This is a genomic window from Saccharothrix sp. BKS2 (genome assembly GCF_047689505.1).
GTDB lineage: Bacteria > Actinomycetota > Actinomycetes > Mycobacteriales > Pseudonocardiaceae > Actinosynnema > Actinosynnema lopnurensis.
In genome coordinates, this window is the sequence record NZ_JAUQOL010000005.1 from 391,087 (window position 1) to 417,025 (window position 25,939).

Below are 25,939 nucleotides of genomic sequence, written 5' to 3' on the forward strand. Positions count from 1 at the left end.
CCGTTTTGCTCAGGAGATGACTGGAAGCTGCTGCAGGCGGCGTTCCCGCCGCACGACCGCGGGTTCGGCGGTGCCGGTGGTCGCGGCGGTCGAGAGGACCGCGGCCAGTTCCGCCACGGTCGGGGTCTCGAAGAGCTGGCGCACGGGCAGGTCGCGGTGCAGTTCGGCGCGCAGGCGCGCGACCGCCTGCATGGCGAGCAGCGAGTGCCCGCCCAGGGCGAAGAAGTTCGAGTGCAGGCCCACGCGGTCCACGCCCAGCAGGTCGCACCACACGGCGGCGACGGTCACCTCGACGTCCGTGCGGGGCTCGACGTGCTCCTCGCCGCCCTCGCGATCGGGTTCGGGCAGGGCGGCCCGGTCCACCTTGCCGCTGCGGTTGAGCGGCAGGGCGGGCAGCGGGTGCACCATCGCCGGCACCATGTAGTCCGGCAGCCGGCCGCGCAGGTGCGCCCGCAGCTCCTCGGTGTCCGCGTCGCCCACGACGTAGGCGACGAGGTGCAGGCCGATGCCGGGCAGGTCGCGGGCCACGACGACGGCGTCGGTGACGTCGGTGTGCGCCAGCAGCACCGCCTCGATCTCGCCCAGCTCCACCCGGAACCCGCGCAGCTGCACCTGGGTGTCGATGCGGCCGAGGTAGTCCAGCGACCCGTCGGGCAGCCAGCGGACGAGGTCGCCGGTGCGGTAGAGGCGCTCGCCGGAGCCGAACGGGTCCGGCACGAACCGGTCGGCGGTGAGGTCGGGCCTGCCGAGGTAGCCCAGGGCCACTCCCCCGCCGCCGACGTGCAGGTCACCGGGCACGCCGACGCCCACCGGGTTGAGGTGCCGGTCGAGCACGTGCACGCGGGCGCCGGGCACCGGGGTGCCGATGGACGGCACCCGCGGCCCGGTCGGCGGCACGTCGCAGCTCGTGGTGACGACCGTGGCCTCCGCCGGGCCGTACAGGTTGATCAGGGTGAACGGCGCGTCGGGGGCGGGGCGCTTGCGCAGCGCGTCACCGCCGGTGCTCAGCACCCGCAGCGGGCTGCCGGCGGGCCACGGCACGTCCAGCGCCAGCTCGCACAGCGGGGTGGGCAGGAACCCGACCGTGATGCCGTGCTCGGCGAGCCAGCGCACGGCGTGCTCGCCGGAGGCCGTGGTGTCCGGGTCCGCCAGGTGCAGCTCGGCGCCCGCGACCAGCGCGGACCAGATCTCCAGCACCGACACGTCGAACCCGGTGCCCGCGATCTGGGACACCCGGTCGTGCTCGGTCGTCGCGCAGTCGGCGTTGTACCAGTCGACGCGCAGCGCCAGGCCGCCGTGGTCGAGCAGCACGCCCTTGGGCTGCCCGGTCGAGCCGGAGGTGTGGATGGCGTAGGCCGCGTCGTCGGGGCCGATCGGCACGTCGGGCGCGGGCGCCGGGTCGCGCGGCTCGTCCACCGCCACGACGACGCCGGCGAAGCCGTCGACCAGGCCGCGGGTCTCCCCGGTCACCAGCACCGCCGCCGCGCCGGCCGTGGCCAGCACCTGCGCCACGCGGGCTGCGGGGAACGCGGCGTCCACGGGCGCGTACACCGCGCCGGCGCGCATCGCGGCCAGTGAGCCGATCACGTACTCGAACCCGCGCGGCGCGCACACCACCACCCGGTCGCCGCGACCGACGCCCCGCGACACCAGGTGGGCCGCGAGCCGGGCCGACGCCTCGTCCAGCTCCGCGTACGACAGGCGCCGGTCGCCCTGCGCGAGGGCGACAGCGCCGGGCCGGCGCGCGGCCTGCGCCGCGATCCGCGCGGGCACCGGCTCGCGGCCGCCGACGGCGGGCCGGGGCGCGCCGAACCGCCGCGTCACCAGGTCGCGCTCGTCGTCGGGCAGCACGTCGAGGGCGTGCAGGCGGGCGTCCGGGTCGCGCACGACGGCGCGCAGCAGGGTCTCCCACCGCTCCAGCAGCCGCCGCGCGGTGGCCTCGTCGAACAGGTCGGTGGCGTACTGGAGGTCGCAGTGCAGCCCGTCGTCGTCGACCACGGCGACGAACGTCAGGTCGAACATGGCCGCGTTGTCCGCGCCGCGCACCCGCTCGACGGCCAGCCCGTCCAGCTCCAGCGAGGACCAGCTGCCCTCCTGGTAGTCGAACAGCACCTGGAACAGCGGCGTCCGGCTGGACGACCGCTCCACCCGCAGCAGCTCCACCACCTGCTCGAACGGCAGGTCCTGGTGCGCGTAGGCGGCGGTGACGGTGTCGCGGGCACGGGCCGCCAGCTCGCCGAACGCCGGGTTGCCGGACACGTCCGTGCGCAGCGCGAGGGTGTTGACGAACAGGCCGACGACGCGTTCGGTCTCCTCGGTGACGCGGTTGGCCGTGGTGCCGCCGACCACGATGTCGGTCTGCCCGCTGTGCCGGGCCAGCAGCGCGGTGAACGCGGCGAACAGCACCAGGTACAGCGTCACGCCGTGCCGGTCGGCGACCGCGCGCAGGTCGTCCACCAGGTCGGCGGGCAGGTCGTGGAACCGGCTGCTGCCCGCGGTGCCGCGCACGGCTGGTCGGGGTCGGTCGGTGGGCAGCTCCAGCAGCGCGGGCGCGCCGTCCAGGGCTGCGGACCAGAAGTCCTGCAACCGCGCCAGTTCGGCGTCCCGCAGCGAGGCGCGCTGCCACCGCGTGTAATCGGCGTACTGGATCACCGGCGCCGGCGGCACCTCCGCGTCGCGGCCGGTCTCGCGGGCGTAGCAGGCGGTCAGCTCGCGGAAGAACAGGTCCTGCGACCAGCCGTCGAACACCAGGTGGTGCCAGGTGAACGCGAGCAGGAACCGGTCGGGACCGGTCGGGTGCAGGGTGGCGCGCAGCAGCGGCCCGGCGGTCAGGTCGAACGGCCGGTCCGCGTCCTGCCACGCCCGCGCCCGCGCCTGCTCCGGCGATCGTCCGTCCTCGACGGAGAGACGTATCGTCGACTCCGACGCGATCCGCTGCACGGGCACGCCGTCCACGACCGCCACCGTCGTCCGCAGCGCCTCGTGCCGTGCGACCACGGCGTTGAGCGCGCGTTCCAGGGCGTCGACGCGCAGCGGGCCGGTGATCTCCAGCAGCTCGGCGATGTTGTAGGCGGCGCTGTCCGGTTCGAGCTGGTCGATGAACCACAGGCGCTGCTGGGCGAACGACAGCGGCACGTCCTGCACCGTCGGCGCGGCGTCGATGACCGGCACGTCGTCCGGCGCGGTCTCGGGCACCGAGGGGGCGAGGTGCGCGGCGAGGTCCTTGAGCACCGGGAACTGGAGCATCTGGCGCACGGTGATGCGCACGCCCCACCTGCGCCGCACCCGCACCACGACCTTGGTCGCCAGCATCGAGTCGCCGCCCGCGCCGCGGAAGAAGTTCTCGTCCCGGCTCACCCGGTCCCGGCCGAGCACCTCGGCCCATATGGCGGCCAGCTCGCGCTCGACCGGCGTGGCCGGCTCGGCGAAGTCCGCCACGCCCGCGGTGTCGCCCGCGCCGGTCGACACCGCCTCGACCGCGCCGTTCCGGCGGACCCTCGCCACCCGGCCGTCCTCGCGACCGTCCGTCCACACGCGACCGGGTACACCGACGGGGACCGGTGCGCCGTAACGGTCGCGCAGCACGGCCTCGACCCCGTCGAGCACCACGGTCGCCTCCGCCTCGTCGGCCAGCGCGATGTCGCCCACCCGGGTGTCCGGCGCGGTCAGCAGGGCGTCGAGCACGACGCGGTAGTGCCCGGCCAGCGCCTGCACGGTCGGCCGGTCGAACAGGTCGGTGGCGTACTCGAAGCGGCACTCCACGCCGTGCTCGTCGTACTCCACGGCCAGCTCGACGTCGAACTTCGCGGTGTCGTTGTCCAGCGCCCGCAGCCGCACGTCCAACCCGGCCATCCGGGGCGGCGGCGTGGTGGCGTTGACCGAGCACATGACCTGGAACACCGGGTTCATGCCCGCGCCGCGCTGGGCGTCCAGCGCGTCCACCACCCGGTCGAACGGCACGTGCTGGTGGGTGAGGGCGTCCAGGACCTCCTCGGTCACCCGCTCGGCCACCCGCGCCAGCGTCGGGTTGTCGGACAGGTCCACCCGCAGCGCCACCGTGTTGGCGAAGAACCCGACGGCGGATTCCCAGTCCTCGCGGGTCCGGTTGACCACCGGCACGCCGACGATCACCCGGTCCTGGTCGCCGTACCGGTGCAGCAGCACCGCCAGCGCGGTCGTCACGCCGGTGAACAGGGACGTGCCGCCGAGGCGGGCGCGGAGGTCGTCGGGCACCGCCACCGGCACGTTGTCGCCGCGCGTGCTCGACCCGTCCGGTCGTGGCCGGTCGGCCGGGATGCCCGCCTCGCCGAGGTGGCCGGACAGGCGGTCGCGCCAGTGCGCGAGCTGCGCCTCGAACAGCGGACCGCCCGCCTGCTCCGCCTCCCACACCGCGTAGTCGGCGTACTGGGCGGCCGGCGGCAGTTCGGCGGGCACGCCGCGGACGCGCGCCGAGTACAGCTCGCCGAACTCGCGGAACAGGACGGTCTCGGACCAGCCGTCGGTGACGACGTGGTGCAGGTTCAGCACGACGTGGTGCAGGTGGTCGTCCACGCGCAGCAGCGACGCCCGCACCAGCGGCTCGCCGTCCAGCCGGAACGGGCGGGCGGCCGCGGACCGGACGGCCTCGTCGACCGCCGGGCCGCGTTCGGCGGCGGGCAGCGCGCGCAGGTCCAGCACCTCGCGCGGCAGCGGTCGCGCCTGCCCGATCACCTGGTGGACCTCGTCGTCCACGACCTCGAACGTCGTCCGCAGCACCTCGTGCCGCGCCACCAGGTCGTCCAGCGCCGACCACAGGGCGCCCTCGTCGAGCGCCCCGCGCAACCGCAGCACGAACGGCACGTTGTAGGCGGCGTTGGGGCCGTTGAGCTGGTCCAGGAACCACAGGCGGTTCTGCGCGGCCGACGTCGGGACCCGGTCGGGTCGTTCGGTAGTCCGCACCGGCTCGGCCGGCGCGCGACCCCCGGAAGACGGCATCCCGGAAGACGACACCCCCGAAGACTGCACCCCCGACGAGAGCATCCGGCGCAGGAGCTCCCGCCTGGCTTGCGCGACACTGTCGGCCATCGTCATCCCCTCCGTTCACGGGCGTGCGCGGACGCGCCCGCCCCGGTGGGACGAGGCGCGGCAGCATCGTGCGTTGAGGTACTCGAACGGCGCTCCGGAGGATTTCCGGTGTGCCACCACCCGCATTTACGTACGCGTCCGATCAGGTCGTGGGACACCCGGTCGGCCTAATCGACACGACTACCGCGACAAACCCCGCAGCATGTCCACCCCCAGTGCTTGCCGCTCTCCCAGGCCACTACAGCAGCCACCCCAGGGGTTGTCAAGACAACGAACTGCGGTCCTTTTCCGCTGGCTGCGGCAGCTATTCCGGCCCGTTGCGCTCCGTCCGGCGATGAGTTACGTTGCGTACGATAAGCGATATTCCGCGATCTAAGCGGACCTGTTTAACGATCGCTTTATCCGCCATTTGTCACCACCGCGCCGGACAGGCCGGGCGCGCAGCCGAGGAGGGCGGGCATGTACGACGCCGTGGTGGTGGGCGCCCGGTGCGCCGGCGCGGCCACCGCGCTGCTGCTCGCGCGCCGCGGGTACCGCGTGCTGCTGCTGGACCGGGCCCGGTTCCCCTCCGACACCATGTCCACGCTCTACATCCACCAGCCGGGCGTGGCGAGGCTCGCCCGCTGGGGCGTGCTGGACGCGATCACCGCCTCGGGCGCGCCGCGGTTGGACACCGTCACCTACGCGGTCGGCGACGTGCGGTTGAGCAGTCGCGCGCCCGCGTTCGAGGGCGTCGACTCCGCCTACGGCCCCCGGCGCCACGTCCTGGACCAGGCGCTGGTGGACGCGGCGGTGGCGGCGGGCGCGGAGTTCTCCGACTCCTCGTCGGTGCGGGGCCTGCTCACCGACGGCGACGCGGTCACGGGGGTGCGGTTCCGCGCGCCCTCGGGCGCCGAGGTCGCCGCACCGGCGCACCTCGTCGTCGGCGCGGACGGGATGCGCTCCGCGGTCGCCGACCTGGTCGGGGCGCCCACCGAGGTCGAGGACCCCCGCCTGAGCTGCGTGTACTACTCGCTGTGGACCGGGATCGACACCGGGTTCGGGTTCCACGAGCGCACCGGCCGCTGGATCGCCACCATCCCCACGCACGGGGGCGCGACGGTCCTGGCCACGTACTTCCCGCAGGACCGGTTCGACGAGGTCCGCCTCGACCCGCGCGCCGCGCACCTGGACGCGCTGGCCACCACGGCCGGCGAGGTGTTCGAGCAGCTCGCGGGCGGCGAGCAGGTCGGCAGGCTGGTCGGCACCGGGGACCAGCGCAACTTCTTCCGCCGGGCCGCGGGTCGCGGCTGGGCGTTGGTGGGCGACGCGGGCCACCACCGGGACACGATCACCGCGCAGGGCATCTCCAACGCGTTCCTCCAGGCCGAACTGCTGACCGAGGCGCTCGGCGACGGTCTGCGCGACCCCGGCGCGAGGGCCGCCGGCCTGCGCGCCTGGGCGGCCCGGCGGGACGAGGAACTGGTCGAGAGCTACCACGGCACGTTGCAGCTCGCGCGCCTGGAGGTCACCGGGGCGCGGCTGGAGATGCTGCGCGCCATCGCCGCGGACCCCGACCTGACCACGGGTTACTTCGCCGTCGTCGCCGGGCTCATGCCGATGGAGGACCTGCTGACCGAGGAGCTGCTCGACTTCATCTGACGCGCCACTGGGGAGGCGGAGCGATTGGCTGCGGTACCGCGCGGGATCACCACGGTTGCCGACGTCGTCGGCGTCGGGTTCGGACCGTCGAACCTGGCGCTCGCGGTGGCGGTGGCGGAGGTCGACGCGCTGAGGGCGGAGTTCTTCGAGCGCCAGCCGCGGTTCGGCTGGCACCGGGGGATGCTGCTGGACGGCGCGACGATGCAGGTGTCCTTCCTCAAGGACCTGGTCTCCATGCGCAACCCGGCGAGCGGGCACAGCTTCGTGGCCTACCTGCACGCCAAGGGCAGGCTGCCGGGCTTCATCAACAGCAAGACGCTGTACCCGCTGCGGGTGGAGTTCCACGACTACCTGGAGTGGGTGGCCGGGCACTTCGCCGACTCCGTCGCCTACGGCAGCGAGGTGGTCGGCATCGAGCCGGTCGCCCAGGACGGCGCGGTCGAGCACCTGGACGTGGTGGTGCGCCGCGACGGCCGCACCACCACCCACCGCACCCGCAACGTGGTGATCGCCACCGGCCTGACCCCGTGCCTGCCACGGGGCGTGACCACCTCGTCCCGCGTCTGGCACAGCAGCGAGCTGCTGCACCGGGTGGAGGAGCTGCGCTCGCGCTCGCCGCGCCGGGTGGCCGTGGTCGGCGCGGGCCAGAGCGCCGCCGAGGTCACCGACCACCTGCACCGCGAGCTGCCCGGCGCCGAGGTGCTGGCGGTGTTCTCCCGGTACGGCTACAGCGTCGCCGACGACAGCCCGTTCGCCAACGCGGTGTTCGACCCCGACGCGGTCGACCTGTTCTTCGACGCGCCCGCCAAGGCCCGGGAGCAGCTGCTCGCCTACCACGCGAACACCAACTACTCGGTGGTCGACGCCGACCTGTCCGCCCAGCTCTACCGCACCCACTACCAGGAGCAGGTGCTGGGCACGCCGCGACTGCGGATCGTGAACTCCTCGCGGCTGCACGACCTGGTCGAGACCGACGACGGGGTGGTGCTGCGGGTCGAGCACCTGCCGACCGGCGCGGTCTCGCACCTCGACGTGGACACCGTGGTGTGCGCGACGGGCTACCGGCCGGCCGACCCGACGCCGATGCTGCGCGGCCTGGCCAAGCTCGACGAGGCGGGCCGGCCGGTGCTGGACCGGGACTACCGGGTGGTGACCTCCGACTCCGTGCGCTGCGGCATCTACCTCCAGGGCGCGGTCGCCGAGCCGTCGCACGGGCTGTCCGCCGGCCTGCTGTCCACCACGGCCGTCCGGGCCGGGGAGATCGTCCGGTCGATCCTCGACCAGGACCGGTGAGGAGGTCCCCGTGTACGTGCCACCGATGTACCACGCCACCGACGACGGCCGGCCTCGCGAGATCGTGCGGGACCACCCGCTGGCCACCCTGGTCACCAACGGGCCCCGCGTGCCGTTCGCCACGCACCTGCCCGTGGTCCGGCCGCCCGGCGCGCCGGAGGACGGCGAGCTGGCCGGGACCACCCTGTGGGGTCACCTCAACCGGGCCAACGAGCACTGGGCGGCGCTGGCCGACCGGCCCCCGTCGGTGCTGATCTTCACCGGGCCCCACTCCTACATCACGCCGACCACCTACCGGACCACGCCGGCCGCGCCGACCTGGGACTTCGTCTCGGTGCACCTGCACGGCCGGGTGGAACCGATCGAGGGTCGGGAGGGCTCGCTGGAGGTGGTGAAGCGGACGGTCGAGGTGTTCGAGGCGGCGTTCGGCGACGGGTGGGCGGCCGAGTCGTCCCACGGGTACTTCGCCGAGATCGTCCCCGGCGTCGGCGCGTTCCGGTTCCACGTCGAATCGGTGGACTCGATGTTCAAGCTCAGCCAGGAGAAGCCCCCCGAGGTGCAGGCCCGGATCATGGCGAGCCTGCGCGAGACCGGTCGCGGCACGGGGCCGGAGCTGTGCCGGATCATGCGGCTGCACGGGCTGGGGCGCGACGGAGTGGAGGGCACATGACCGCTGCGACCACGACCCTGTGGGGCGGCCCGGCGCGACCGCCGTGCCTGCTCGACTCGCTGGTGACCACGGCCCGCGAGCACCCGGACCGGGTCGCCGTGGTCGACGGCGACCGCTCGTTCACCTACGCCGGGCTGCACGGGTGGGTCGGCGAGGTCGTCGCGCTGCTGCGCGGGCACGGCGTGCGGCCCGGCGACCGGGTCGCGGTGGCGGGCGCGCGCAGCGCCGAGGTGGTCACCGCGTTCCTCGCGGTGGCCGCGGTGGGCGCCACCTACGTGCCGCTGGACGCGGAGTACCCGCAGCGCAGGCTCGCCCACATGCTGACCGACAGCGGCGCGTCGGTGCTGCTGCACACCGGCGCGGGTCCCCGGTTCGACTCCCCCGCCGTGCCCGTGGCGATCCCGCGGCCCGGCGCGGGCGCGGCCTACGAGGTGGTGGCGTGCTCGCCCGACCTGCCGGTGTACGTCATCTACACATCCGGCTCGACGGGCTGGCCCAAGGGCGTGGCGATCCCGCACAGCTGCCTGGACGGCATGGCCGAGTGGCAGCGCGCCCACTCGCCGCGGCCGGACCTGCGCACCGCCCAGTTCGCGCCGCTGAACTTCGACGTGTCGTTCCAGGAGGTGCTGGGCACGCTGTGCGGCGGCGGCACGCTGGTGATCGTGCCCGAGGAGCTGCGCCAGGACCCGTTCGAGCTGCTGGACTGGCTGGCCGAGCACCGGGTGGAGCGGCTGTTCCTGCCCAACGTGGCGCTGACCATGCTGGCCGTGGCCGCGTCCGCCGAGGACTCGCTGGAGCACCTCTCGCTGGTGGAGGTCAACACGGCGGGTGAGCAGCTGGTGTGCACGCCGCCGATCCGCGAGCTGTTCGAGCGGCTGCCGGGGTGCCGGCTGACCAACCACTACGGGCAGAGCGAGTCGGCGATGGTCAGCTCGCACGTGCTCACCGGGCCGCCCTCGTCGTGGCCCGCGCTGCCGCCGATCGGCGTGCCGCTGCCGGGCTGCGAGCTGCTGCTCGACCCGGCCGACCCGGACGTGCCGGACGTGGGCGAACTGCTGGTGGCGGGCCTGCCGCTGTCGCTGGGCTACCTGAACCAGCCGGAGCTGAACGAGCGGCGGTACGTGGAGGTGCCGCGCACGCCGCACGGCCACACCCGCGCGTTCCGCACCGGCGACCTGGTGCGGTTCGCGGACGGGGTGGCGTGGTTCCTCAGCCGCACCGACCACGACGTGAAGATCCGCGGCTACCGGGTGAACCCGCTGGAGGTGGACGCCTGGCTGCTGGAGCAGCCGGGGGTCGCGGCGGCGGTGTGCGTGGTGGTGGAGGCGGGCGAGGGCGCGCGGAGCCTGCGCGCGGCCGTCACCCCGAAGGCGGGCGCCGAGCTGGACGTGCCGGGCCTGCTCAAGGCCCTCGAGGGCGTGCTGCCCGAGCACGCCGTGCCGCAGTCGATCGCCGTGCGGCCGGCGCTGCCGCGCACCCCGAGCGGGAAGGTCGACCGCAAGGCCGTCGCCGAGGATCTCGCCCGCACGCGGTGACCGGGCACGACGAGGAGGGCCGCCCGGTGCGGGCGGCCCTCCTCCCCGGCGCCTAGGACGCGGGCTGCTCGGTCGGGATCTCCTTGACCGAGCGGATGCGGGTGAACGCGATGTAGACGCCCGAGCTGAGGATGCCCACCGAGCCGATGATCAGCGCGGTGGTGGCGCTGAGCGCGTTGCCGACCACGCCGCCCAGCAGCGCGCCGAGCGGGCACACACCCATCACGATCATCCGGATCGAGGCGTTCATCCGGCCCTGGAGGGCGTCCGGCGTGACCGCGGACCGGTAGCTGCGCTGGTTGACGTTGTAGACGATGACCATGACCGCGTCCACGAAGTGCATCACGATGATCAGCACCACCGCGGCGGGCTTGGGCACCAGCGTGGCGACCGGGATCAGCAGGGACGCGGCGCCCGCGAGCACCTGCGTCACCACCAGCAGCGTGCCCAGCGGCAGCTTCCGCGACACCCGACCGGAGATCATCGCGCCGACCACGCCGCCCACGCCGGACGAGGACAGGATGAGGCCGATGTAGATCGGCTCCAGCGCGAGCGTCCGGGTGATGAAGATCAGGAACACCGGCTCGATGAAGAACGTGAACAGGTTGAACAGCAGCGCGGTGATGGCGAGCGTGCGCACGATCGGGTTGCCGAAGACGAACCGGAGCCCCTCGCCGACCTCGCGCCAGAAGTCGGGCTTGCGCGCGTCGGGCTGCTCCTCGTCGTCCTCGTCGACCTCGGGCTCCACGTCCGGGTCCACCCGGATGCGCTGCGTGAACACCGCGGACGCCGCGTAGGCCACCGTGTTGAACAGCAGCGCGAACGGCGCGGTGAGCACCTGCACCAGGACGCCGCCCACCGCCTCGCCCGCCATCCGGGAGGCGTTGTTGCTGATCTCCAGCTTGCCGTTGCCGTCGACCAGGTCCCGCCGGCCCACCACGCTCGGCAGGAACGAGGCGCTGCCGATGTCGGCGATCACCGTGCCCACCCCGATCAGCACCGCGATGACCAGCAGGAACGGCATGCTGAGCAGGTCGAGCACGGCGGCCAGCGGCACGAGCAGCAGCAGCACGCCGCGCGCCAGGTCGGCCGCCACGATCACCGGCCGCTTGGGCAGCCGGTCCAGCCACACACCCGCGAACAGGCTGATCACCAGGTAGGGCAGGAAGGAGACGGCGGACAGCACGCCCATCTCCAGCACGCTGGCGTTCAGGGTGAGCGCCGCGAGCAGGGGGATCACACCGGCGGTGATCTCCGCCGCGAACAACGACAGGGTCTGTCCGAACCACAGGTTGCGGAAATTCGCCTGCTGGAACAAACTGCCGGGCCGGCCATTCATCACGTGTGCCTTCCGGGGGAAAACCGGGTACCGGGACCCTGGTCGCGTCGGAACTCGTCGATCCGGAATTCGAACACCGGGTCGACCGGGCCAACATAGTCCGCCAAGCCCTTCACGTCTTCGGCGGCCTCCGGCTCCGGTCCGGCCCGCAATCGCGGTATCGGGTACATCGCGCTTTCGGTGCGACCGGCGTTTCCCGACCTGTTCCGGGCGGCGTCGCGACCCGGTTCCCGATCGGCGGACAACCGCTCGCGGCGGGTGCGCGTCGGGCGGCGGCTCAGGACGTGCCCGGCCATGCCCGCCCCCCGGTCACGCGAAGTGCCTCGGTCATGGTCCGGTCCACCTCGGCCACGAGGTGACCGGGCGCGCCGAGGAACTCGTGGTGGCCGCCCGCCAGCACGGGCGCGGAGAACCGGCCGGGCGGCGCGTACTCGCGCCAGCCGCCCATCTGCTCCGGCCTGATCTCGACGTCGTCGGCCCACCCGAGGGCGCACACCGCGCTCGGCAGGCCGATCGGGTCGTCGAGCCGGTAGCGCTGGTTCGCGGTGATGTCGGCCCGCAACACCCCCAGTCCCAGGTCGATCATGTCGGGGTCCGGTGCGCCGCCCATCGCGCGGGTCAGCGCGGCCAGTTCGACGGCCAGTTCGGCGTCGGTCATCGACAGGAAGCGCCCGTACGGGCCCTCGTGCGGCGCGACCTGCGACGACAGGAACAGCACGGCGGGCGGCGGTCCCCCGGTCCCCTCCAGCCGCACGGCCGTGGCGAACGCGGCGAGCGCGCCGCCGCAGTGCCCGAAGAACGCGAACGGCCGGTCCAGGTAGGGCAGCAACTGCGGCACGGCGGCCTCGGCCAGGTCGGCGTAGCCACCGTAGTGCGGTTCGCGGATGCGGTTCTCCCGGCCGGGCGGCTGCACGGCGCAGACCTCCATGTCGCCGACCCGCGCGGGCCACCGGGCGTACATCGACGCGCCCAGCCCCGAGTAGGGGAACACGAACAGGCGGGCGGCGGCCTCCGGGTCGGGGCGCCGCAGCAACCACCTACCTCGACGTGGCGGAGACGACATCGGCACCTTCCCCCGGCTCGACCGCGGCGCCCGGCCGCAGGACGGCGCGCACCGGCATGCTCCGGATGCCCGCCACGAAGTTGGACCTCAGGTGCGCCACGGGACCGGCGAGCTCGAACCGCTCGACCAACCGCACGACCTCCCCGAACAGCAGGCGCAGCGCGATGCGCGCGAGCGGCGCGCCGATGCAGTAGTGCGGGCCGAACCCGAACGCCACGTGCCGGTTCGGGGTGCGCGCGACGTCGAACCGGTAGGGGTCGGCGAAGACCCGCTCGTCGCGGTTGGCCGAGCCCAGCCACGCCACCACGGCCTCGCCCGCCCGGACGGGCCGCCCGCTCAGCTCGGTGTCGACCACGGCGTAGCGCATGAAGTGGTTGGCGGGCGAGGCCCAGCGCAACCCCTCCTCCACCGCGATCGACGTCTGGTGGTCGTCGCCGGTGAGGCGGGCGTACTCGTCGGGGTGCTCGGCGAACGCCAGCACCGTCCCGGCCAGCGCGTGCGGTGTGGTGACGTTCGCGCCGAGCAGCAGGCTGTAGCAGTTGTAGACCAGCTCGTCGGCGCGCATGCCGCGACCGCCGACGTCCATCGCCTTGAGGAACCCGATCAGGTCGTCGCGCTCGCCGCGGCCCTGGACCTGCTCGCCGAAGTACTCGAACAGCTCGTGGTGCGCGGCGACCAGCGAGCCGTGCCCGGCCTCCGCGCCGAACGACGGGTCCTCCGGCGCGATGGCCATCGTGGTCAGCCGGGCCAGCTCGGGCCAGTCCGACTCGGGCAGGCCCATCAGCGCCCCGGTGAACTCCATCGGGAACCCGGTGCCCGCTTCGGCCACGTCCCACGGCTCGGCCCCGGCGAGCGGTGCGAGCAGCCGCCGCACCACGGCGAGCACGGACGGGTGCCGGGCGCGCAGCGCGGTGAACGACAGCGCCTTGGCCATGGGCTCGCGCATCGCGGTGTGCACGGGCGGGTCGCTGGCGGCCATCATCTTGTTGGCCGCCGGGTCCGCGCTGCCGAGGATGGACAGCAGGGTGCCGCGCTTGGACGTGAACCGGGTGTGGTCGCGCAGCACGGCGCTCACGTCGTCGTGCCGCGTCACGGACACGAACCCGCGGCCGTCGGGCAGCACCTGGCGGTGCACGGGCGCGCGGTCGCGCATGGCGTGCCACACCACGTGCGGGTCGCCGTCGGAGTAGGTGGCCGCGTCGAACAGGTCCACCGCGTCGAGGTCGACCTCCTCGTCACCGGTCGGTGTGCTGAGCCTCATCGGGGTCCCTCCGCCACGGCGGCCAAGTGCTCGGCGAGTTCGGCGATGGTGGGGTTCTCGTAGAAGGTGCGGGCCCGGACGAACGCGCCCCGCTCGTTGCCGATCTCCGCGGTGATCATCGTGGCCAGCAGGGAGTGACCGCCCAGCTCGAAGAAGTCGTCGTCCACGCCGACCTCGTCGACCTGGAGGACGTCGGCCCACAGCCGGGCCAGCCACAGCTCCACCTCGCCGCTGGGCGCCCGGTAGTCGGTGTCGAGTTCGGGCCGCTCGCGCAGCGGCGTGGCGGCCAGCGCGGCGCGGTCCACCTTGCCGTTGGCGGTCAGCGGCAGCGCGGGCAGCCTGCTGAACGTGGCGGGCACCATGTACGGGGGCAGCACGGCGGCGAGCGCGCGCCGCAGGTCGGCGACCGACACCAGCCCGTCGGTGGTGTAGAACGCGACGAGCCGCCTGCCGCCCGCCCGGTCGGGCTGCGCCACCACCGCCACGTCCAGCACGTCGGGGTGCGCGGCGAGCGCGGCCTCCACCTCGCCGGGCTCGACCCGGAACCCGCGCAGCTTCACCTGCGCGTCCGCGCGGCCGACGAACTCGTACGCCCCGTCGGGCAGCCTGCGGGCGAGGTCGCCCGTGCGGTACATGCGCCCGCCGGGGGTGGCGGGGTCGGGCAGGAACCGCTCGGCGGTCAGCGCGGGCCGGTTCAGGTAGCCGTGCGCCAGGCCGTCGCCCGTCGCGTACAGCTCGCCGACCTCGCCGTCCGGGACGGGTCGCAGGTCGGGGTCGAGCAGGTGCACCCCGCCGCCGCGGATGGGCGTGCCGATCGGCACGGTCGCCGTGGTGAGCCGGCCGCGGACGGTGTGGCAGCAGGTGAACGTGGTGTTCTCGGTCGGGCCGTACCCGTTGACCAGCGTGGTGTCCGGCAGCAGCCCGACCGCTTTGTCCACGTGGGACGGTGACAGCACGTCGCCGCCCGCCACGAGTTGCCGCACGCCCTTGAGGTCGGCCGGCGCGGTGTCCACGACCTGGTGGAACAGGCCGGCGGTCAGCCAGGCCACGGTGACGCCCTCGGCGCGCACGAAGTCGGCGACCTCGGCGGGCGCCAGGTCGCCGGGCGGCGCGACGGCCAGGCGCGCCCCGTTGAGCAGGGCCCCCCAGACCTCCAGGGTGGAGGCGTCGAAGGCGAGCGGGGCGTGCTGCAACACCACGTCGGTCTCGGCGAGGGTGACGAAGTCGGGTCCGTGCACCAGTCGGGCCACGGCGCGGTGGGGCACGCAGACGCCCTTGGGCGTGCCGGTGGAGCCGGAGGTGTAGGCGATGTAGGCCAGGTCCTCGGGGCCGACCTCGACGTCCTCGCCGCGCGGTCCGTCCACCAAGACCTCGTCCTCGGTCAGCACGACCGACGCCCCGGCGTCGGCGAGCAGGGCGGCGCGGCGCTCCGGCGGGTCGTTCGGGTCCAGCGCCAGGTAGCACCCGCCGGCGCGCACGACACCCAGGAGGGCGACGGGCGCCAGCGGCGACCGCGCCGAGTCGACGGCCACCACGTGGCCGCGCCGGACACCGCGCACGCGCAGGGCCAGGGCGAGGCGGGCGGACGCGTCGTCCAGCTCCGCGTAGGACAGCCGCCGCCCGGTGCCGGTCACGGCGGTCCGCTGCGGCACGGCCGCGACTTGGCGCGCGAACAGCGCCGGGATCGTCCGCATGTCACACCCCTTCGGTGTCGATGGCCGTCCACCGGGCGGTCGAGGTGGCCACCAGGCCGCCGTCCGCCCCGTAGACGCTCGTCAGGTTCACGGCCGTGCGCCCGTGGCGTTCCTCCCGGCGGGCGACCACGACGTGCGGCACACCGGGGCGCGGGGCGCGGACCACCTCGGCGGTCATCCGGGTCAGCACCATCGGGTCGGCGCGCGGGTCGGCGGTCCAGCCGCCCGGACAGTCCAGGACACCCCACAGGACCTCGGTCGAGGTGTCCTCGGGCACCCACTCGCACGCCACCACGCCGTCGGCGCCCGGCACGGGGCCGGGTGCGAGCCGCAGCCCGTCCGCCCGCTCGTGCCCGCACACGAAGCACGTCGGGAACGGGTGGTCCCGGTGGCCCAGGTACCCCTCCGACGCGCGCCGCGCCACGTCCGCCGGCACCGCGGCCACGACCGGGACCGGCCGGGTGGCCGCGCCGACGGTGGCGACCACCTCGTCGCCCAGCCACAGGTGCGACCGGCGCGCGCCGGCCTCCAGGCGCATCGGGGTGTCCAGCGGCGGCGGGGCGATCAGGGTGACCACGGCGCGCCCCTCGGCGGGCGGGGCGAGGCCCGCGAGCAGGCCGCACACGTACCCGCCCTGCCCCGAGTCGGGCGGGCCGTTGAAGCGCGCCGGGACGGTGAGCTCCATCAGCCGCCCACCCCCGCCGGCCGCGCCCCCGGGACGGTCCCCATCAGGCACCCACCCTCTGCGGCGCGCACGTCGCCTCGACGCACAGCGAGGTGTGCACGGACACCGCGCCGGACAGCTCCCGGCACTCCTCCACCACGAACCGCACCTTGTCCTCCCGGGCCGGGTCGCTGTCGGCGATGAGCACCCCGATCACCGTCCCGCTGTGCGCGATCACCAGGCCGAGCGCGTCGACCTCGTCGCCGATGCGGCGCAGCTCCGCCAGCAACGGCCGGGGTCGCACCTTCGTGCTCAGCTCGGCGCTGCGGGTGGACACCGCGCCCACGGCGGCGAGGTCGTGCCCGCGCACCGCGTCGGTCAACGCCTCCAGCAGCTCGGCGTACTCCTGCCGGTCCCGCGCCGTGTACGGCTTGGGCACCCGGTTGTGCCGCACGGTGTCCACCTGGCCGCCCTCGTCGACGCCGACGATCGTCAGCACCGGCAGGCAGCCCAGCCGCTTCCGCAGCCGCACCTCGCGGTGGTAGAACGCCACGATGCCGTCGTGCATGACGCCGTCGGTCGGCTCGATGTGCCGCAGGAAGCCCTCGATCGCCACCGCGTCGAGCTGCTGGCCCAGCGCGGCCGCCACCGCGCGGGCGGTCGCCACCAGGTCCGCCGACGAGCTGGCCAGCCCCTTGCCCTCGGGCAGCCTGCTCGCCAGGTCGAGCACGCCGCCGCCCCGGTGGCCGCCCGCGCTGAGCATCCGCTCGACCAGCCGCCGCGACTTCTCCTTGTTCGGCGGGGACACCACCACCGGGTCGTGCTCGCCGGTCAGCTCGAACCGGGCGGTCGAGTACTCGGTGATGGGCAGGGTGACGAGGAAGTCGCGCTCGCCCTCGGGCAACGCGCCCTGGAGGAGTTCGCCGAACGTGCCGGAGGCGCGACCGTGGCCGATGTGGGTCACGTGCCGCCTCCCCGGTTGGGCCCGGGGTCGGAACCGGCGCCGAGGTCGATCAGGGCCGCGACCGCCGCCGCGTGCGGTGGCCGCACCAGCGCGAAGTGGTCGGCGGGCAGGTCGTGCGCGGTGAAGCGGCCGGCGACGTGCGCGGCCCACCGGCCCGCGCTGTCGTGCTCGCGGTTCTCCTCGCCCTGGACGAACACCGCGTCACCGCCGTAGACCCCGGGTCGGTGCCGGGCGTGCGCGCGCGCGTTGGCCTCGAACACGGCCAGCAGCGCGGCGGCGTCCCCGGCGGGCCCGTCACCGAGTTCGTGGCGCAGCTGCTCGGCGAAGTCCACGTCGTCGACGTCGTACTGGCCGGGGTAGGACGGGTCGACCATGGTCAGCGAGGCGGTGCGGTCCGGCGCGCGGACCGCCATCTCGTGCGCCACCACCGCGCCGAACGACCACCCGGCCAGGTGGTGCCGGGGGAACCCGCGCAGCAGGCCGAGGTAGGCGGCGGCGGTCTCGCCGACGTCGGCCGCGGGTCGCGCCGCCGCGGAGACGCCGTGCACCGGGTGGCGCGGGTCGATCGCCGCCACCAAGGCCCGGTAGACCGACAGGGCGCCGCCCGCCGGGTGCACGAGCACCACGGGCGTGCCGTCGCCGCCGGCGCGCAGTACCCGCAGCCGCGGCCGGTCCTCCACGGCCGCGTCGTTCCCGGTGAGCAGGGCCGCGACCGAGCGGACCGTGCCGCCGTCGAGCAGCCCGTTCACCGGCACCGCGCGGCCGAACCGCTTGCGCACCGCTGTGAGCAGCCGCAACGCCTTGAGCGAGTGGCCGCCCAGTTCGCCGAACGTGTCCAGCACACCCACGTCCTCGATGCCGAGCACGTCGCGCCACACGTCCAGCAGCACGCGTTCGGCCTCGGTCACGGGCTCGGCGGCGGACGTCCGGTCACGGCGCACCTCGACGGCCGCCAGCGCCCTGCGGTCCACCTTGCCGTTGGCGGAGAGCGGGATCGCGTCCACCGCCCGCCACAGCCGCGGCACCATGTGCTCGGGCAGCCGGTCCAGCAGGAACGCCCGCAGCCGCGCCGGGTCGGCGTCGCCGGCGAAGAACGCGGCCAGCGCGCCGTCCCGGACCACGACCGCGCACCCCCGCACGCCGTCGTGCCCGCCGAGGACCGCCTCGACCTCGGCCGGCTCCACCCGGAACCCGCGCACCTTGACCTGGTCGTCCACCCGGCCCAGGTACTCCAGCTCACCGCCGGGCAGGTGCCGGGCCAGGTCGCCGGTCCGGTACAGCCCGCCCGCGAACCGCTCCGCGGTCAGGTCGGGCCGCCCCACGTAGCCGTCGGCCAGGCCGACGCCGCCGATGTGCAGCTCCCCGGCCACGCCGATCGGCACGGGCCGGCGGCGGGCGTCCAGCACGTGCAGCCGGACGTTGGCGATGGGCCGGCCGATCGGCACGACGGCGCGACCGTCGTCGCGGCACCGCCAGTGGCTGACGTCCACCGCGGCCTCCGTCGGCCCGTACAGGTTGACCAACTCGGCCGGGTGGGTGGCGAAGAACCGCTGCTGGAGGTCGTGCGGCAGCGCCTCACCGCTGGCGAACACCCGCCGCAGGGACGTGCACGCGGGCACGTCGTCGTCGTCGAGGAACGCGCGCAGCATCGACGGCACGAAGTGCAGCACCGTCACCCCGGCCTCCCGGACCAGCCCGGTCAGGTAGGCGGGGTCGCGGTGACCGCCCGGTCGGGCGACGACCAGGCACGCCCCGGTCATCAGCGGCCAGAAGAACTCCCAGACCGACACGTCGAACGAGTACGGCGTCTTCTGGAGCACGCGGTCGTCCGGCCCGATCGGGTACTCGTCCTGCATCCACAGCAGCCGGTTGGCGATGGCGCGGTGCGGGACCACGACGCCCTTGGGGCGGCCGGTCGAGCCGGACGTGAAGATCAGGTAGGCGGGGTCGTCGGGCGTCACCGCCGTCACGGGCGCGGTGTCCGGGTGAGCGGTGGCGGTGTCGGGGTGGCCGGTGGCGGTGTCCGGGTAGGCGGTGGCGAGGTCGAGCCGGTGCGCGCCGGGCAGGTCCCGGTCGGCCAGCACCACCACCGGTCGCGCCTGGGCCACCATCTCCTCGGTGCGCGCCGGCGGGTTGTCCGGGTCCAGCGGCAGGTACGCCCCGCCCGCGCGCACGACCGCGTGCAGCGCGACGACCAGCTCCACCGACCGCTCCGCGCTGACCCCGACGAACGTGCCGGGGCGGACACCCAGCTCGATCAACCGGTGCGCGAGGCGGTTGGCGCGGGCGTCGAACTCCCGGTAGGTCAGCACGGTGTCCCCGAACCGCACGGCGGGCGCGTCCGGGTCGCCGTCGGTGAGGGCGTGCAGCAGGTGCGGCCCCGGGTAGTGCCGGTCGGTGTCGTTCCACCCGGCCAGCAGCGCCCGTTCGCGCTCGGGCCGCAGCTCCGCGTCGGTGTGCGTCGCGTCGGGGTCGGTGACCAGGGCGCGCAGCGCGGCCAGGTAGTAGTCGCGGGCCCGTTCGACCTGCCCGGTGTCCAGCCGGGTCCGGTCGTGCCGCAGGCCGATCGCGATCTCGCCGGTCCCGGCGTCGCGGAAGAACTCGGCGCCGAACGGGAAGTTGGTCGGCACCACGCTGTCCTCGTCGACCAGTTCCAGCACGTCGCCGGAGGGCTGGTCGCGCGAGACGTGGAAGTGCGTGTAGTTGAAGAAGGTCTCGAACAGCGGCTCGCCGCCGTGCGCGCGTTGCAGCTCGGCCAGCGGGAAGCGGCGGTGGGGCTGGATCGCCACGTCCGCGTCCGACACGTGCCGCACCAGGTCGGCCCACGTGCCGTCGGGCAGCTCCAGCCGGAACGGCACGGTGTTGAGGAACAGGCCCAGCACGCGGTCGCCGTCGGTCTCCTCGCCGCGGCCGTTGTAGACGACGCCGGTCACCACGTCGTCGCGGCCCGACAGCAGGGACACCACGCGCAGGTGGGCGGCCAGCAGCACCACGCGCACCGACACCCTGAGCCGGTTGGCCAGCGCGAGCAGGCCGGCGCCGACCTCCGCCGGCACGGTGAACTCCGTCATCGCCATGTCCGGCTCGGCCGTCGCCGGTCCGCCCAGCGGCAGCGCGCCCGCCGTGACGTCGTGCAGCAGGTCGGTCCAGAACGCCCGCTGCGCGTCGTCGGCGAGCGCGGCGCGCTCCAGGGCGACGAACGTGCGGAACCGGGCCTTCGGCGGGGGCGGGACCTCGCGGTCGTGGCCGAGCGCCCGCACGTAGAGGGTGAGCAGCTCGGCGAACAGGGACCGGCCGCTCCAGCCGTCCACGATCGCGTGGTGCTCGACGATCCACAGCTGGACCTCGTCGTCGGCGCGGCGCTGGACGTGGAAGCGGATCAGCGGCGGGCGGGTCCAGTCGAACGGGCGGGCCCGCTCGGCGCGGAACCGCCGGGCCACGGCCGCCTCCACGTCCGCCTCGTCGCGCAGGTCCTCGAACGTGAGCGGGGTGGGCACCCGGGCGTGCACGAGCTGCACGGGTTCGCCGAACCCGGCCACCGCGAACGACGTGCGCAGCACCTCGTGCCGGGCGACGGCCGTTGCCACGGCCTCCCGCCACGCGGTCTCCGAGTGCTCCACGCGCAGGTGGTAGGTGGCGACGTTGTGGTAGATCTGCTCGGAGTCGGAGGACTCGCTGTGGTAGAGCATCCCCGCCTGCAACGCCGACAGCGGGTAGGCGTCCACGACGTCGTCGCCGATCAGCTCCCGGTCGGCGGGCGCGAGCAGCTCCAGCCGGCCGACCTCGGCGGTCTGGCCCGGCTCGGCCGGCGTGGTGCGCGGCGCGAGCTCGCGGATCGTCTGGTGCAGCACGAGGTCCGTCACCTTGATGCCGAGACCGTGCTCCCGCGCCCGCGCCAGGAGCTGGACGCTGCGGATCGAGTCGCCGCCGATCTCGAAGTAGTTGTCGTCGATGCCCACCGGGTCGCGTCCCAGGACCTGGGACCAGATGCCCGCCAGCACGGCCTCCACCGCGTTGGTCGGCGCGGCGTAGGGCGCGGGCTCGTCCCAGTCGTCCTCCGCCGCGACCGGTCGCGCCCGGACGGCGTCCGGCGGCCGGTCCGGGTCCGGCGGCCGGTTCGCGTCCAGCGGCCGGTCCGGGTCGGCGGCCACGTCCTCCAGCAGCCGCGCGTAGCGCTCGGCGAACCGGCCCACCTGCTCGGCGCCGAACAGGTCCGACCGGTACTCGAAGTTCGCGCCCGCGCCCCGGTCCCGGTCGGTGATCTCCAGCGTGAGCGGGAACTTCGCCGTGCCGGAGTCGAGCAGGAACGGCGTGAAACCGACATCGGCGGCCGTGCGGGTGCCGTCGCCCGCCTCGAAGAACGTGAACAGCACCTGGAACACCGGGTGCCGGTCGCCCGCGCGCGGCGGCTTGACCTCCTCCACCACCAGCTCGAACGGCACGTCCTGGTTGGCGAAGGCGGCCAGCGCGTTGCCGCGCACCCGGTGCAGCACGTCGCGGAACGTCGGCGCGCCGTCCAGCCGGGTGCGCACGGCGAGGGTGTTGACCAGGAACCCGACCGTGCCCGCGAACTCCGGCCGGCCGCGGTTGGCCGACACCGTGCCGACGACCACGTCGTCCACACCGGACAGCTCGCGCAGCAGGACCTTGAACGCCGCCAGCAGCACCATGAACAGCGTCGCGCCGGACTCGGCCGCCAGCGCCCGCAACCGGGCCACCGCGTCGGCCGGCAGGTCGAACGACAGGTCGGCGCCCGCCGGCGGCCCGCCCGGTCCCCCGGTGGGCAGCTCCAGGGTGGTCAGGGGGTGCGCGAGCACCTCGCGCCAGTGCGCGAGCTGCGCCGCCGCCGCCGGACCGGCCAGCCACTCGTCCTGCCAGCCGGAGTAGTCGGCGTACTGGAAGGCGGGCGCGGGCAGGTCGGGGTCGCGGCCCGCGACGTGCGCGGCGTAGCCCTCGACGACCTCCCCGAACACCAGGTCGGCCGACCAGCCGTCGCACACGATGTGGTGCATGGTCAGGACCAGGACGGACTCGGCGCCGCCCAGGCGCAGCAGGGCCGCGCGGAACAGCGGGCCGCGTTCCAGGTCGAACGGTCGGGCGGCCTCGCGCGCCACCCACCCGTCGGCCGGGACGGCGTGCGCCACGGTGAGTTCCGGCTCCGCCGTCGGGTCCACCACCTGCAACAACTCGCCGTCGGCGAGCGCGAAGCGGGTGCGCAGCGCTTCGTGCCGGGCGACGACGTCCGCGACGGCCCGGCGCAACGCGCCCTCGTCCACCTCCCCGCTGAGCCGGTAGCACAGCGGCACGTGGTAGGTCGGCGCGTCGCCGACCACCTGCTGCACGAAGAACATCTGGTACTGGGCGCGCGACGCCGGGAAGACGTAGACGCCGGTCGCGGCACCCTGGTCGGCGGTCATCCGAGCGGCCCCCGCTTCACCACGTCGCGGACCACGACCACCGCCCGGTCCACGTCGGCCGTGCTCACGCCGGAGTGCGTGACGGCGCGGATGCGGCCGTGCCCCAGCTCGCCGACGGCCAGGCCCTCGGCCGCGGCGGCGGCCACGAACGACCGCCAGGTGAACCGGGGGTCGGTGACGCGGAACATCACGATGTTGGTCTGCACGGCGGCCGGGTCGACCTCGACGCCGTCCACGTCGGCCAGGCCCTCGGCGAGGCGGCGGGCGTTGGCGTGGTCCTCGGCGAGCCGGTCGGCCGCGGTGATGGCCAGGATGCCCGCCGCGGCGATCACGCCGGCCTGGCGCATCCCGCCGCCGAGCATCTTGCGCAGCCGCCGGACCCCGGTGATGAACTCGGCCGAACCGGCGACGATCGAGCCGATGGGCGCGCCCAGGCCCTTGGACAGGCAGAACTGCACCGAGTCGGCGTGCTCGGCGATCCGCGCGACCGGCACGCCCGAGGCCACGGCGGCGTTGAAGACCCGCGCGCCGTCCAGGTGCACGGCCACGCCGCGTTCGTCGGCGAACCGCCGCACCCGCGCGAGGTAGTCCGGCGGCAGCACCTTGCCGCCCGCCCGGTTGTGCGTGTTCTCCAGGCAGATCAGGGCGGGCAGCGCGAACTGCGGGTCGTCCGGGTCGTCGGGGAAGCCGCGGGCCAGGTCCTCCAGGGCCAGCGTGCCGTCGGCACCGGTGCGGACCGGCTCGTAGACCGCGCCGCCCAGCACCGACGCGCCGCCGGCCTCGTAGACGTAGATGTCGGACTCGTCCCCGACCAGCACCTTCGCCCCGCGCGGCGCGTGGGTCATGATCGCGGCGAGGTTCGCCATGGTGCCGCTGGGCGTGAGGCAGGCGGCCTCCTTGCCGAGCACCTCGGCGGCCAGCTCCTCCAGCCCGCGCACGGTCGGGTCCTCGCCGTAGACGTCGTCGCCCAGCGGCGCGTCGGCCATCGCCTTGAGCATGTTCGACGTGGGCAGGGTGAAGGTGTCGCTGCGCAGCTCGATCACTGGCCGGCCTCCGGCTCGATGCGGGTGTCGATCCGGTCGAGCGCGGCGGTGAGCACGGCGTCGACCTCCTCTGGCGTCGCACCGCGGGCGATGACGTGACCCAGGCGGTCGTAGGCGTTGACGGGCGGGCGCACGGTCGCGCCGATCCGGGCGGTGACGGTCACCGCGGTCACCCCCGGCAGGGCCTCCGCGTCGGCCACGCCGTCCACCGCGCGCAGCACGCCGGGTGCCGGCGCGAGCAGGAACGCGATGCCGGCGCAGCCGCTGTCCGACGGCGCGAGGTCCGGTGGCAGGCCGACCGCCGCGCGCAACTGCTGCTCCAGCAGCTCGACCCCGGTGGCCAGGCGGATCAGCTCGGGGATCATGCCGCCCGCGAGGCGCGGGTTGACCTCGACCACGGCGGGGCCGTCGTCGGTGAGCACGACCTCGGTGTGCGTGGCGCCCAGCGCCATCCCCGCCGCCTCCACCGCCCGCCGCGCGACGTCGGCGAGGGCGTCGGCGTCCGCGGGGTTCAGCGGCGCGGGGAACAGGTGCCGGTGCTCCACGAAGTGCGGCCCGCCGGTAACGGACTTGCGGGTGACGCCGACCAGCTCCGTCCGCCCTGCCAGGCCGAACAGCTCGACGCTGAACTCCGGGCCGCGCGCGTACTGCTCGACCAGCACGCTGCGGGCGGTCGGCATGCCCCGGACGTTCTCCCGCACGGCCAGCACGCGGTCGGCCTGCGCGGCGACCTGCCCGGTGTCGTGGCACAGCCGCACGAGGTTGGAGCCGGAGTCGTCCACCGGTTTCACCACGCACGGCAACCCGACCTCGGCGACCGCCGCGGCCACCGCCTCCGGCGTCACCGGCTCCTCCAGCACGGCGAACCGGGGCTGCGGCACGCCCGCGCCCGCCAGCCTGCGGCGCAGCAGCGACTTGTCGCGGCACGTGCGCACCGCGTCCACGGGGTTGCGCGGCAAGCCGAGCCACGCCGCCAGGTCGGCCACGGCGGGCGCGTAGAAGTCGCTGGTGCTCACCACCCCGGCCAGCTCCTCGCGGCGGAACCGGTCCTGCACGGCCGCGCGCAGCGCGCTCGGCGAGTTCGTGTCGCACACCAGCACCTCGGCGCCGGTCGCGGCCAGCCCCGCGTACCGCTCGGGCTGCCCGGTCAGCAGCACCGGCCGCAGGCCCAGCCCCGCGGCGAGGTCCAGCGCGATCATCCCGGTGCCGGTGGTGTTGGCCTCCACGAACACCAGGTGCCGGTCGAGGTCCAGCCCGGACTTGTTGACCGCCCGCGACCACCGGGTCACCTCGGTGCCGTAGTCGACCTGCTCGGGCACGTCGGCGACGGCCAGGTCGGTCAGGCCGGAGGAGGCCCAGAACCCGTCGCTGTAGACGGTGTCGGCGTAGCGGTCGCCGCGGTCGGGGAAGATGCCGACCACCTTCGTGCCCCGCCCGGCGCGCCGGGCCACGTCGGTGAGCACCCGGTAGACCGAGCCGGACGTGTTGCCCGCGAAGATCCGCTGCTCGACCGCCAGCGCCCTGGTCGCCGCGAACGCCTCGTGGTCGTTGAGCCAGTGCACCTCGTCCAGCAGGGTGCGGTCGAGGTTCTTCGGCAGCAGGCTGTTGCCCAGGCCGCTCTGGAGCCGGCGCGGCTCGTCCGGCTGGTCGAACAGGGCGCTGCCGACGCAGTCCACGCCGATCACGTGCAGGTCGGGCAGGCTCTCGCGCAGCGCCCGCGACGTGCCGCACAGCGAACCGCCGCTGCCGACCGACCCGACCAGCACGTCGAACGCGCCGAGGTCGTCGAGCACCTCGCGGGCGAGCCTGCGGTAGGCGCCGGGGTTGTCGGGGTTGCCGTACTGCTGCGGCCAGAACGCGCCGGGCAGGTCGGCCATCAGCTGTTCGAGGCGTTCGATGCGCGCGCTCTGCCAGCCGTGCGAGGTCATCGCCTCCACGACGTGCACCTCGCAGCCCAGGGCGCGCAGCTTGGCCAGCGTCATCCGGTCGACGCGCGGGTCCGTGACGATGTGCACGGGGTGGCCGAGCGAGGTGCCCACCAGCGCCACGCCGAGCGCCATCGTGCCCGACGAGCTCTCCACGATGTGCGCGCCGTCGGCGAGCGCGCCGACCCGCTTGGCCTCCAGGATGATGTTCGCGGCCACCCGGTCCTTCATCCCGAACAGGTTCTGGAGTTCGAGCTTCGCGTAGACCTCGACCCCCTCGGCCGCCGGCACGCGCAAGCGGACCAGCGGCGTGTGGCCGATCGCGTCGGTGATGTCGTCGAAGATCATGGTCGGCTCCTCCCCCGG

Annotated in this window: 14 protein-coding genes; 4 read left to right on the forward strand and 10 right to left on the reverse strand. The window is 74.4% G+C overall.

Annotated elements, in window-relative coordinates; translation table 11 throughout:
- Positions 1-9: 9 nt before the first annotated feature.
- Entirely contained in the window at positions 10-4,938 is a 4,929-nt protein-coding gene (locus Q5530_RS12865; RefSeq protein ID WP_415362412.1) for an amino acid adenylation domain-containing protein, read from the reverse strand.
- Positions 4,939-5,523: 585 nt separating this feature from the next.
- Between Q5530_RS12865 and Q5530_RS12870 the strand changes: the two genes are divergently transcribed.
- Genes Q5530_RS12870 through Q5530_RS12885 form a run of 4 tightly spaced genes read left to right on the forward strand, consistent with a single transcriptional unit; the run spans position 5,524 to position 10,203 of the window.
- Complete coding sequence (locus Q5530_RS12870; protein ID WP_415362413.1) at positions 5,524-6,705, forward strand: NAD(P)/FAD-dependent oxidoreductase; 1,182 nt, start codon at positions 5,524-5,526, stop codon at positions 6,703-6,705.
- A gap of 24 nt (positions 6,706-6,729) precedes the next feature.
- Entirely contained in the window at positions 6,730-7,998 is a 1,269-nt protein-coding gene (locus tag Q5530_RS12875; protein WP_415362414.1) for a lysine N(6)-hydroxylase/L-ornithine N(5)-oxygenase family protein, read from the forward strand.
- A 10-nt stretch (positions 7,999-8,008) separates the two neighbouring features.
- On the forward strand, positions 8,009-8,668 hold the full coding sequence (locus Q5530_RS12880; protein WP_415362415.1) for an FMN-binding negative transcriptional regulator: 660 nt from the start codon (positions 8,009-8,011) through the stop codon (positions 8,666-8,668).
- Positions 8,665-10,203, forward strand: coding sequence for an AMP-binding protein (locus Q5530_RS12885; protein WP_415362416.1), 1,539 nt, complete (start codon positions 8,665-8,667; stop codon positions 10,201-10,203). Before Q5530_RS12880 ends, Q5530_RS12885 begins: the two co-directional genes overlap by 4 nt.
- 52 nt (positions 10,204-10,255) lie before the next feature.
- Here Q5530_RS12885 and Q5530_RS12890 read toward each other — a convergent pair whose 3' ends face one another.
- The 9 genes from Q5530_RS12890 to Q5530_RS12930 all read right to left on the reverse strand — a co-directional run bounded on the left by Q5530_RS12890 (position 10,256) and on the right by Q5530_RS12930 (position 25,921).
- Positions 10,256-11,542 (reverse strand): MFS transporter, encoded by a 1,287-nt coding sequence (locus Q5530_RS12890; protein ID WP_415362417.1) that lies wholly within the window; start codon positions 11,540-11,542, stop codon positions 10,256-10,258.
- A 277-nt stretch (positions 11,543-11,819) separates the two neighbouring features.
- Positions 11,820-12,575: a thioesterase II family protein gene (locus Q5530_RS12895; RefSeq protein ID WP_415362418.1), complete on the reverse strand. Its 756-nt coding sequence runs from the start codon at positions 12,573-12,575 to the stop codon at positions 11,820-11,822.
- 4 nt (positions 12,576-12,579) lie between these two features.
- A complete protein-coding gene (locus Q5530_RS12900) occupies positions 12,580-13,866 on the reverse strand; it encodes a cytochrome P450 (RefSeq protein ID WP_415362419.1) in 1,287 nt (428 codons plus the stop codon).
- On the reverse strand, positions 13,863-15,560 hold the full coding sequence (locus tag Q5530_RS12905; RefSeq protein WP_415362420.1) for an amino acid adenylation domain-containing protein: 1,698 nt from the start codon (positions 15,558-15,560) through the stop codon (positions 13,863-13,865). Before Q5530_RS12905 ends, Q5530_RS12900 begins: the two co-directional genes overlap by 4 nt.
- Before the next feature lies 1 nt (position 15,561).
- Complete coding sequence (locus Q5530_RS12910; RefSeq protein WP_415362421.1) at positions 15,562-16,245, reverse strand: hypothetical protein; 684 nt, start codon at positions 16,243-16,245, stop codon at positions 15,562-15,564.
- A 43-nt stretch (positions 16,246-16,288) separates the two neighbouring features.
- A complete protein-coding gene (locus tag Q5530_RS12915) occupies positions 16,289-17,188 on the reverse strand; it encodes a kinase (RefSeq protein ID WP_415362422.1) in 900 nt (299 codons plus the stop codon).
- Positions 17,185-22,605, reverse strand: a complete 5,421-nt coding sequence (locus tag Q5530_RS12920) for an amino acid adenylation domain-containing protein (protein ID WP_415362423.1) — start codon at positions 22,603-22,605, stop codon at positions 17,185-17,187. Before Q5530_RS12920 ends, Q5530_RS12915 begins: the two co-directional genes overlap by 4 nt.
- Positions 22,602-23,648: a low-specificity L-threonine aldolase gene (gene ltaE, locus Q5530_RS12925; RefSeq protein ID WP_415362424.1), complete on the reverse strand. Its 1,047-nt coding sequence runs from the start codon at positions 23,646-23,648 to the stop codon at positions 22,602-22,604. Before ltaE ends, Q5530_RS12920 begins: the two co-directional genes overlap by 4 nt.
- Positions 23,645-25,921 (reverse strand): pyridoxal-phosphate dependent enzyme, encoded by a 2,277-nt coding sequence (locus tag Q5530_RS12930; protein WP_415362425.1) that lies wholly within the window; start codon positions 25,919-25,921, stop codon positions 23,645-23,647. The genes ltaE and Q5530_RS12930 overlap by 4 nt, the downstream gene beginning before the upstream one ends.
- Positions 25,922-25,939 lie beyond the last annotated feature (18 nt).

Bases quoted from the DNA above. Each gene is read 5' to 3' on its own strand.
- Q5530_RS12930 (WP_415362425.1), bottom strand. From the start codon at position 25,921: ATGATCTTCGACGACATCACCGACGCGATCGGCCACACGCCGCTGGTC.
- Q5530_RS12870 (WP_415362413.1), top strand. From the start codon at position 5,524: ATGTACGACGCCGTGGTGGTGGGCGCCCGGTGCGCCGGCGCGGCCACC.
- Q5530_RS12900 (WP_415362419.1), bottom strand. From the start codon at position 13,866: ATGAGGCTCAGCACACCGACCGGTGACGAGGAGGTCGACCTCGACGCG.
- Q5530_RS12910 (WP_415362421.1), bottom strand. From the start codon at position 16,245: ATGGAGCTCACCGTCCCGGCGCGCTTCAACGGCCCGCCCGACTCGGGG.
- Q5530_RS12885 (WP_415362416.1), top strand. From the start codon at position 8,665: ATGACCGCTGCGACCACGACCCTGTGGGGCGGCCCGGCGCGACCGCCG.
- Q5530_RS12905 (WP_415362420.1), bottom strand. From the start codon at position 15,560: ATGCGGACGATCCCGGCGCTGTTCGCGCGCCAAGTCGCGGCCGTGCCG.
- Q5530_RS12920 (WP_415362423.1), bottom strand. From the start codon at position 22,605: ATGACCGCCGACCAGGGTGCCGCGACCGGCGTCTACGTCTTCCCGGCG.
- Q5530_RS12890 (WP_415362417.1), bottom strand. From the start codon at position 11,542: ATGAATGGCCGGCCCGGCAGTTTGTTCCAGCAGGCGAATTTCCGCAAC.